Origin of the sequence: Stenotrophomonas sp. 278 (assembly GCF_003935715.1) — a bacterium.
GTDB lineage: Bacteria > Pseudomonadota > Gammaproteobacteria > Xanthomonadales > Xanthomonadaceae > Stenotrophomonas > Stenotrophomonas maltophilia_AH.
In genome coordinates, this window is the sequence record NZ_RHPP01000105.1 from 1 (window position 1) to 4794 (window position 4794).

Annotated in this window: 5 protein-coding genes and 4 tRNA genes; 7 read left to right on the forward strand and 2 right to left on the reverse strand. The window is 64.6% G+C overall.

The genetic code is table 11. The features are described from left to right. Positions 1-1138: M48 family metalloprotease (locus EGJ34_RS15780; RefSeq protein WP_125361466.1), on the reverse strand; the 1138-nt coding region annotated here is incomplete at its 3' end. A 155-nt stretch (positions 1139-1293) separates the two neighbouring features. Here EGJ34_RS15780 and grxC point away from each other — a divergent pair. The 3 genes from grxC (at position 1294) to EGJ34_RS15795 (ending at position 3137) form a co-directional block, all read left to right on the forward strand. Then, on the forward strand, positions 1294-1590 hold the full coding sequence (gene grxC / locus EGJ34_RS15785) for a glutaredoxin 3 (protein WP_125361467.1): 297 nt from the start codon (positions 1294-1296) through the stop codon (positions 1588-1590). Beyond that, the gene (locus tag EGJ34_RS15790) at positions 1587-1979 is read left to right on the forward strand and encodes a carboxymuconolactone decarboxylase family protein (RefSeq protein WP_125361468.1); all 393 of its coding nucleotides are present in this window, start codon (positions 1587-1589) and stop codon (positions 1977-1979) included. The genes grxC and EGJ34_RS15790 overlap by 4 nt, the downstream gene beginning before the upstream one ends. A gap of 150 nt (positions 1980-2129) precedes the next feature. Then, entirely contained in the window at positions 2130-3137 is a 1008-nt protein-coding gene (locus EGJ34_RS15795; protein WP_125361469.1) for an isocitrate dehydrogenase, read from the forward strand. Positions 3138-3277: 140 nt separating this feature from the next. Here the strand turns inward: EGJ34_RS15795 and EGJ34_RS15800 are convergent, their stop codons facing one another. Then, positions 3278-4036, reverse strand: coding sequence for a Bax inhibitor-1/YccA family protein (locus EGJ34_RS15800; RefSeq protein WP_185750204.1), 759 nt, complete (start codon positions 4034-4036; stop codon positions 3278-3280). Between the two features lie 195 nt (positions 4037-4231). On the opposite strand from EGJ34_RS15800, the gene EGJ34_RS15805 reads away from it, so the two are divergent. From EGJ34_RS15805 to EGJ34_RS15820, 4 genes are all read left to right on the forward strand, one after another. Continuing rightward, positions 4232-4308: transfer RNA gene (locus EGJ34_RS15805), tRNA-Pro, on the forward strand. A gap of 44 nt (positions 4309-4352) precedes the next feature. After that, positions 4353-4429: transfer RNA gene (locus EGJ34_RS15810), tRNA-Arg, on the forward strand. Between the two features lie 126 nt (positions 4430-4555). Next, a tRNA-His gene (locus tag EGJ34_RS15815) sits at positions 4556-4632 on the forward strand. Positions 4633-4714: 82 nt separating this feature from the next. Then, positions 4715-4790 (forward strand) — tRNA-Lys (locus tag EGJ34_RS15820). Positions 4791-4794: the final 4 nt, after the last annotated feature.

Sequence of the window (4794 nt, forward strand, 5' to 3'; positions counted from 1 at the left end):
GGTCGGCGCGGGCCTGGGCAGCGCCGCCCGCCCGCAACCGGGACAGCGCCAGCCCGTACTGCTGGGCATCGGTCAGGCCATTCTTCTGGGAGCGCTGCAGATTCTGGTATTCCAGGGACAGCTCGCCGGGGGTATCCGCACTGAGCACCCGCAGCCGCTCGCGGGCCCAGTCGAACTGGCCGGATGCCCCGCGGCTGAGCGCGTTCACCGAGAACTGCATGCCCGAGGGCAGCAACGGGTTGCCGCGTTGGACCAGCGGGTCGGACAAAGCCGGATCGGACGGGTCCACGCGCTCGGTACGCACCCCGGTCGGGGTCTGCGTGGTCAGCAGCACCGTGTCCTTCTTCATCTGTTCGGCGCGGGCCTTGGCCTCGCTGATACGGGTGATGTTGACCGGGTGGGTCTGCAGGAAGTCCGGCACCGAGTAGCCGCCGGCATTGCCGCGCATCGACGCGGACATGCGCTCGAAGAACCCGGCCATCGCGTCCACGTCGTAGCCGCTGCGGGCCAGGGTGCGGATGCCCAGCCGGTCGGCCTCGGACTCGTTGCTGCGGGTGTAGTTGATCTGGCGCTGCTGCATCAGGCCCATGCCCGAGGTGATCGCCGCCATGGTCGCGTCGCCGGACGAGTTGCCGCCGGCCTGCTGCGCAGCCACGACCGCTGCCAGCATGCCCAGGAGGATCGGGATCTGGTCGCGCTGGGCGCGCTCCACCCCACGCAGTACGTGCTGCTGGGTGACATGGGCGATTTCGTGCGACAGCACCGCAGCGACTTCATCCTCGCGCTCGGCGGTCAGCACCAGTCCGGCGTTCACCCCGATGTAGCCGCCCAGGGTAGCGAAGGCATTGATCTGGCGGTCGCGGAGCATGAAGAAGGTATAGGGCTGACGCGGCTGCGCGCTGTTGGAGCCGAGCCGGGTGCCCATCGTCTGCAGCCACTCGTCCACCAGCGGGTCTTCCAGCAACATGCCGTAGTTGCGCAGTTCGCGCAGCATCATGCCGCCATACTCGGCCTGGCGGGCCGGGGTCAGCAGTTCCCCGGCAGACGAGCCGATGTCTGGCAGCTTGGTGTCCTGGGCCTGTGTCGGCGGCGCGGCCAGGGCCAGGGTCAGTGCGGCAGAGAGCAGCAGAGGGCGCAAGCGGGGCTCCGGGGCGGACAGGTGGGGCAGGGTGTGCAGGTAGCGTGACAGACCCTGCCGAAATCTGCTGTTAATCCACAGTGTTGCGGCGATGGCATCGAAATTCCAGCAGGGCGATACCATATACAGACACTCGTTCCGCTGTGGAGTTTCCCGTGAGCCAACATGTCGCTTCCAACCCGGGCGGGAAGCCGCCCATCACCATCTACTCGACCGCCGTCTGCCCCTACTGCGTGGCGGCCAAGAACTTCCTGAAGAGCAAGGGTGAGACCTGGACCGAGGTCCGGATCGACCTGGACCCGGCCGAGCGCGAGAAGATGATGGCCAGGACCCGCCGTACCAGCGTGCCGCAGATCTTCGTCGGCGACGTTCACGTGGGTGGGTTCGACGACATGATGGCGCTGCACCAGGCCGGCAAGCTTGAGCCCCTGCTGAACGGGGAGCAGGCATGAGCGCGGCCGACGACGCCAGCAAGGACCGGATCGCGGAGTTCACTGACTTTCGCAAGCGCATGAACGAACGCATCCTGGGGGAACCCAACCAGGTGGTGCGCCGCTTCTTCGCGCTGGACACCCAGACCTACCAGGCCGGTGCACTGGACGTGAAGACCAAGGAGCTGCTGGGTCTGGTGGCCTCGATGGTGCTGCGCTGCGATGACTGCATCAGCTACCACGTGGCCCAGTGCAAAGAGGCCGGCGTGAGCCGTGAGGAGTTCTTCGAGACCTTCTCGGTCGGCCTGGTGGTCGGCGGGTCGATCGTCATTCCGCACCTGCGCCGCGCCGTGGACTTCCTCGACCAGCTGGAAGGCGGTGCCGCCGCCCCGGACGCCCACGCGCATTGATGAACAGACGCCCGACCCACGGTCGGGCGCTACCGGTGTGGGACCTTTGTCTATTTGGGGTCATCCGCCCGGGTGGGGCATAATTGCAGTGGTAACTTCCTGCGCCGGACCCGATGGGCGGCGCTCCCCCTAGGCTCGGAATAAATATCAATGACGCAGAAAATCACGGTCATCCGCGGTGACGGCATCGGCCCGGAAATCATGGACGCCACGCTCTTCGTGCTCGACAAGCTGAACGCCGGGCTGGAATACGAAGAAGCCGACGCCGGCCTGGTGGCCCTTGAAAAGCACGGCGACCTGATGCCGGCTTCCACCCTGGAATCGATCGCGCGCAACAAGATCGCCCTGAAGAGCCCGCTGACCACCCCGGTCGGTGGCGGCTTCACCTCGATCAACGTCAGCCTGCGCCGTCATTTCGACCTGTACGCCAACGTCCGCCCGGCCACCTCGTTCCCGAACACCAAGTCGCGCTTCGGCGACGGCGTGAACCTGATCACCGTGCGTGAGAACACCGAAGGTGCCTATCTGGCCGAAGGCCAGGAAGTCTCGGCCGACGGCGAAACCGCCTTCTCCGGTACCCGCATCACCCGCAAGGGCTCGGACCGCATCGTCCGTTACGCCTTCGAGCTGGCCCGCAGCACCGGCCGCAAGAAGGTCACCGCCGTGCACAAGGCCAACATCATCAAGTCGACCTCGGGCCTGTTCCTGAACGTCGCCCGTGAAGTCGCCGCCGAGTACCCGGACATCGAGTTCCAGGAAATGATCGTCGACAACTGCTGCATGCAGCTGGTGATGCGTCCGGAACAGTTCGACATCATTGTCACCACCAACCTGTTCGGCGACATCATTTCCGACCTGTGCGCCGGTCTGGTTGGCGGCCTGGGCCTGGCCCCGGGTGCGAACATCGGCAAGGACGCGGCCATCTTCGAAGCCGTGCACGGCACCGCGCCGGACATCGCCGGCCAGGGCAAGGCCAACCCCTGCGCCCTGCTGCTCGCCGCCGCGCAGATGCTGGACCACCTCGGCCAGCCGGAAAACGCCGAGCGCCTGCGCAAGGCCATCGTCGCCACCCTGGAAGCCAAGGACTCGCTGACCGGCGACCTGGGCGGCACCGGCAACACCATGGGCTTCGCCCAGGCGATCGCCAGCCGCCTGTAATCGACCGCGCGCGCGTAGAGCCGGGCTTGCCCGGCTTGCTTCTCGTAGCGCCGGGCTTGCCCGGCTTGCATGAAAAAGGGCCGCTTTCGCGGCCCTTTTTTTCATGGTCCCCGTGCAGCCGGGCAGAGCCCGGCTCTACGTCAGCGCTGCTGGATCTTCGACAGCAGGCGCAGGAACTCCACGTACAGCCACACCAGCGTCACCATCAGGCCGAACGCGCCGTACCATTCCATGTACTTCGGTGCACCGGCTTCCACGCCGCTCTCGATGAAATCGAAGTCCAGCACCAGGTTCAGTGCCGCCACGACCACCACGAACAGGCTGAAGGCGATGCCCAGCCAGCTGGCTTCATGGATCACCGGGACGTTGATGTTGAAGAAGCCCAGCACGAACGAGGCGAGGTAAAGCAGAGCGATGCCACCGGTCGCGGCGACCACGCCGAGCTTGAAGTTCTCGGTGGCCTTGATCAGTCCGCTGCGGTACGCGAACAGCAGCGCGAACAGGGTGCCGAAGGTGAGCAGCACGGCCTGGAAGACGATGCCCGGGAAGCGCATTTCAAACATGGCCGAGATCGCGCCCAGGAAGAAGCCTTCCACCAGCGCGTAGGCCGGAGCCGTCACCGGTGACCATTCCTTCTTGAACACCGTCACCAGCGCGAGGATCAGGCCGCCCACGGCACCGCCGATGGCGTACAGCTTTGCAGCCGGGTTGATCTGCCCATCGATGCCGACCGTCTGGCTCCAGGCGAAGGCGGCGGTCAATACCGTCAGCAGCAGCAGGATGCCGGTCTTGTTGACCGTGCCATTGAGGGTCATGGCCTGGTCGGGCCGGGCGACGACGGCACCGCTGGACAGGTCCAGGAACGTCGATTCGGAAAGGGCGGGGTTGCCGCTGCGCATTGCCAATCTCCTTGAAGGTGTGGATGGAGGCCGTCCGGCCGCTGGGGCGAGCATAGTGGAGCGGGCGGCCTGCCGGCTACCGCAGTGGCACGCGGAGCGATGTTTGTGAAATTTTGTGTGAAAACCGTTGACAGATGCCTCTGCGGTTCCCAAAATAGCCGACTCTTTCGGGGACAACCTCGAGGGATTTACCGCCGGGGTATAGCGCAGTCTGGTAGCGCGCCTGCTTTGGGAGCAGGATGTCGGGGGTTCGAATCCCTCTACCCCGACCAATCCGCTGCTCAAAACGGGATTGGAATGCGACAATCCGGAATGAGCGCCCGTAGCTCAACTGGATAGAGCACCGGCCTTCTAAGCCGGCGGTTACAGGTTCGATTCCTGTCGGGCGCGCCATCTGGCGCATGCGTCAGGGTAGGTAGGTAGTGACACGCCATGCGTGTCATCGACCCACCAGAACGGAATGTAGAGCCACGCCCTGCGTGGCTTCGACAAACCGGATGGATTCAAAAGGTTTCAGTGGTGGCTGTAGCTCAGTTGGTTAGAGTACCGGATTGTGATTCCGGTGGTCGGGGGTTCGAATCCCCTCAGCCACCCCACTGTTTCAAGGCCAGGTGCGCCGAAGGCGCTTCCGGGTTGCAAAAAAAGGCGGAATCGTTACAATGATCGCCTGAGTTTTCAGGGCTGTTAGCTCAGTTGGTAGAGCAGTTGACTCTTAATCAATAGGTCCAAGGTTCGAATCCTTGACAGCCCACCAAGAC